The organism is Roseofilum sp., from assembly GCF_982964205.1.
On sequence record NZ_CEZBFX010000195.1, the window covers coordinates 1 to 4,607 of the forward strand.

Sequence of the window (4,607 nt, forward strand, 5' to 3'; positions counted from 1 at the left end):
TAATATTCCCTTCTCGGCTTTCGTCATCGCCTTCCGAGACTTGATGGGACAGTTATTAGCAGAATCAGATGCCCAGCTCGTCCAGTGGAAAGAGAAGACTCTCGCCGCTTTGGGAGAAAATGGGCAAGTGATTATTGACGTAATTCCCGAGTTAGAGCGAATCATTGGAAAACAGCCAAAAGTTGCCGAACTTTCGGGCACTGCGGCGCAAAATCGCTTCAATTTATTGTTTCAGAAATTCATTCAAGTTTTTACAACCAAAGAGCATCCCTTAGTCATTTTTGTGGACGACCTCCAGTGGGCAGATTTGGCATCGCTGAAGTTGATAGAATTGCTAATGGAGGATTCGGGAACCGGTTATCTGCTGCTTCTAGGAGCTTATCGAGATAATGAGGTATCTCCCGTTCACTCGTTAATGCTGACTTTAGATAAAATTGCTAATGTGGGAGCGACGATTAATACGATAACCCTTGCGCCTTTAAGCCAAAACAATCTTAAGTGCTTGGTAGCAGATACTCTGAGTTGTAGCCTGGAAGTGGCCCAACCTTTAACGGAATTAATTGATCAAAAAACTAAAGGGAATCCCTTTTTTGCCACCCAGTTTCTCAAAGGGTTGCATGAAGATGAATTTATTGTCTTCGATCGCGATAAAGGCTATTGGTTCTGCGACATAACCCAGGTGCGGCAGTTGACCCTGACCGAAGATGTAGTCGAGTTTATGGCTTCTCGGCTGCACAAACTACCATCCGCGACCCAGGAGATGTTGAAGTTAGCCGCTTGTATCGGCGCTCAGTTTGACTTGGAGACTTTGGCTATTGTCAGCGAACAGTCTCAAATGGAAGTGGCAGCTTCCTTGTGGAGGCCGCTGCAAGAGGGATTGGTATTGCCCCTGGGTGAGACCTATAAGTTTTTCCAAGAGAGTGAAGGAGAGGAAAAGGGACGGGCAGAAGAAATATCGGTTAGCTACAAATTTCTACACGATCGCGTCCAGCAAGCGGCTTATTCACTCATTCCAGAAGCGCAGAAAAAAGTCACTCATCTCACCATCGGCCAATTGTTACTCGGCAGTTATCGAACGGCAAAAACTGAGGAGAAAGTTTTTGACATTGTCAATCAACTCAATATGGGGAGGCAGTTGATGGTCTGCCCGGAAGAACGTCATGAATTAGCCCAATTAAATTTACAAGCCGGACAGAAAGCGAAGGCTTCGACCGCCTACAGTGGAGCGCTGGGATATTTAAAAATCGGAATTGAATTGCTCGACTCAGACCCCTGGCACGCCCAATACCAACTGACTTTAGCTCTCTATACCGAGGTTGTCGAAGCGTCTTACCTTCACGGCGAGTTTGAGGACGCACAGAACTATAGCGAATATGTTCTGCAAAATACGAGCAATGTCTTGGATGTTGTTAAAATATACGAATTAAAGATCGGTCAAACTTTCGCAGAAAACAAAGCTAAAGAAGCATTAGAGATAGGATTAGAAAATCTCAGCAGATTAGGGATATCTCAGGAGGATATTCGTGCTTACGGACAGCGGGAAATTGTATTATGCGATCGCAACGATTTGGCTAATAGCTCCTTGATGACCGATCCCTATAAGCTGGCTGCAATGAGAATTCTCGTTTCGATTACTTCAGCGGCGGCTATGGCTAAAACCGATCTTTTTTCTTCTCTGGTTGCCACCCAGATCCATCTGTCTTTGGACGAAGGTCATTCCAGTTTAACCGCTTCTGCCTATGGTTGGTATGGCTTTCTTCTCTGTGGATATCTGGGAGATATGGAGAAAGGGTATCATGCTGGACAATTAGCCATAGATGTGTTAAACCGATTTGAAGCAACATTTCTTAAATGTGAAGTGAGAAATCTGGTCTATCAGATGAATCATTCTTGGAAAGACCATCTCAGAACCATTACTCCTCTGTGCTTAGATACATTTAAGATTGGGATCGAGAATGGTAGTTTAATTCATGCCAGTTACAGCGCCGGAAATTACTTTGTGAACATGTTTTTGATCGGCGAGAATTTACAAGTGATGTTAGAAAATTACATCTATATCAATCGCTTTCGCAAACAAGTCAAAAGCACTCTAGTAATTACGGATATTTGGCGGCAGCTTAACTTGAATTTACAAGGATTGGTTCAAGACCGTTTTAAACTGACAGGAGAATCCATCAATGAGGATAGTTTAGTGCCTAAAATGCTAGACTATGGCGATACTTGGGGATTATTTTCGTTGTTAGTTGCCAAAGAAATTTTACTCTATCTCTTAGGAGATTACGAGCAATCTGTTCAATGTGCCATTCAAGCAAAAGAATATATTTCTGCGGTCGGAGGGTGGCCGCCAATTGGGGTTCATAATTTCTATTTTTCTCTATCGTTGCTGGCGTTATATGCCGATGCCGACCCTGAGTCTCAACAGCAATATTTAACACAAATTGCCACTAATCAAAAACAAATGTTCCTTTGGGCGCAGAGTGCTGCCATGAATTACCAGCACAAATATGATTTAGTTGAAGCAGAGCGATCGCGGATTACAAGAAAACGAACAGAGGCCATTGAATTATACGATCGCGCCATAGCCGGAGCAAAAGACAACCAGTACCTACAAGAAGAAGCCCTCGCCAACGAACTAGCTGCCAAATTCTATTTAGATTGGGGGAAAGGAAAGGTAGCCACAGGCTATATGACCGATGCTTACTATTGCTACGCCCGCTGGGGAGCTAAAGCCAAAACCGACCAACTCGAAGAAACATATCCTCAACTGCTTTCCTCTATTCTGCAACAGCCCCTTTTGCAGTTAGAGAGCAGTTTAACCCCGACTAGCACTTTAATACAAACGGCCCGTTCGAGTAGCAGCACAACCGGCTTGATGCTGGATTGGGCAACGGCGATGAAAGCGGCTCAGTCTCTATCGAGTGAAATGCACTTAGATAAACTGGTCTTAACCTTAATGAAAGCAGCAATGGAAAATGCCGGAGCAGATAGCGGTATTCTGCTACTAAAGCAACTAGAAGGTTGGCAGGTTGTCGCTCTATACTCCCAAGAAAGTGGCGATTTATCCTCGACCGAGGTATCGACTGAACGCTCTATTCCCACAAGTGTGATTAATACAGTCAAACGCAGCCAAGAAGCGATTATTGTTAACGATTTCTCTGGCGATATCCAGTTTGCCGGCGACCCCTATCTACTGCAAGAACAACCCAAGAGCTTCCTGTGTGCGCCTATCCTCAATCAAGGCAAGCTGATCGGTATTCTCTATCTGGAAAACCATCTGGCAACCGAAGCATTTACTAGCGATCGCGTGGAACTGCTCTCTATGCTCTGTTCCCAAGCCGCGATCTCTTTGGAAAATGCCCGTCTCTACGAACAAGCACAACAGGCTCTCAAAGACTTACAACAAGCCCAACTGCAACTGGTGCAAAGTGAGAAGATGTCGGCTTTGGGTAATTTAGTTGCAGGAGTAGCCCATGAAATTAATAATCCCGTGGGATTCATTGCTGGAAATATAAACCCAGCACGAGATTATGTGCAAGACTTGTTGGGATTAATAGACCTTTATCAGCAAGAATATCCAGAACCAAATGAAGTAATTGAAGAAGAAATTGAAGGAATAGACTTAGAGTTTTTGCGCTCCGATTTACTGCAACTGATTTCTTCAATGCACTCGGGAACAGATCGCATCCGTCACATCAGCAATTCTTTACGGACATTTTCCCGCACAGACAAGGAGTATAAAGTCCCATTTAACTTGCATGAAGGCATCGACAGCACATTGCTGATTCTCAAACATCGCCTGAAAGCCAACGAAGAGCGTCCAGCGATTGAAATTGTCAAAGACTATGGAGCGCTACCCGAAGTGCAATGTTTTCCAGGACAACTCAACCAAGTGTTTATGAATCTGATTGCTAATGCCATTGATGCCCTAGATGAGAGCAACCAGGGACGCAGTTTTGAGGAGATTGCCAATCAGATTAAGATTACCACCTCAGCAACGGCAGAAGAAGTCACCATTGGCATTGCCGATAATGGTACGGGGATGTCAGAAGAAGTTAGAGAACGCATCTTTGAGCAAGGGTTTACGACTAAAGCGGTGGGTAAAGGCACTGGCTTGGGAATGGCGATCGCCCATCAAATTATTGAGGAAAAACACGGAGGCACAATCGATTGCTATTCCCAAATCAGTAAAGGTACGGAATTTATGATTTCTCTTCCTTTAGACAATCCTGATGTGAAGAATTATGGATAAGGTTTAACCCCAAAGATACAGCTAAGGTTGTCTCCTTGATAAACTCTTCACATTGCTATAATAAACGAAAGAAACCTCTCCAAATTCAAGTTCTTCTAAAAAACTGCCATGGCTAGTCTCAGAACTCCCCTCCAGGGCTACGAAGTCCTCAAACTGCTGCACTCTAGTCCCAGAACGCTAGTTTATCGAGGACTACGTTTGGCTGATAATAATACGGTGATTATCAAATTGCTCAACTGTGAGTATCCAACCTTCAGCGAATTGGTCAATTTTCGCAATCAATACACCATTGCCAAAAATCTTGACTTGCCCGGAATTGTCAAACCCCTAGCCCTCGAACATTATGGCAAGGGTTTAG

General features: G+C 44.1%; 1 protein-coding gene and 1 pseudogene. Both read left to right on the top strand.

Features of this window, described 5'->3' with window-relative positions:
• A partial coding sequence (locus AC3A14_RS24080; RefSeq protein WP_487779207.1) for a trifunctional serine/threonine-protein kinase/ATP-binding protein/sensor histidine kinase occupies positions 1–4,249 on the top strand: 4,249 nt, incomplete at its 5' end.
• A gap of 108 nt (positions 4,250–4,357) precedes the next feature.
• Positions 4,358–4,607 (top strand): annotated as a pseudogene (locus tag AC3A14_RS24085) (serine/threonine protein kinase); the annotation flags it as partial.